This is a genomic window from Sodalis-like endosymbiont of Proechinophthirus fluctus (genome assembly GCF_001602625.1).
GTDB lineage: Bacteria > Pseudomonadota > Gammaproteobacteria > Enterobacterales > Enterobacteriaceae.
This window is the reverse complement of the sequence record NZ_LECR01000028.1, coordinates 1-217: the sequence shown is the minus strand read 5'-3', so window position 1 is coordinate 217 and position 217 is coordinate 1.

Sequence of the window (217 nt, the reverse complement as noted above, 5' to 3'; positions counted from 1 at the left end):
GCCAGTGACACATTTCCATCTCGGCGCACCGGCCTCGCTGGCGGCGCCGCTGTTAAGCGATATGCCGGCCGATTTCCGCGCGCTTGCCGGTACGGCTGTTTACCCTTGCCGGTGGCTATCATTACAATGGTGAGATATTATCAGCCCTGGATGAATCATCCTTACGCCAACAGTGGCAGGCGGTAAAGGGGGGCGGTACACGCCGTCTCGGTCTGCG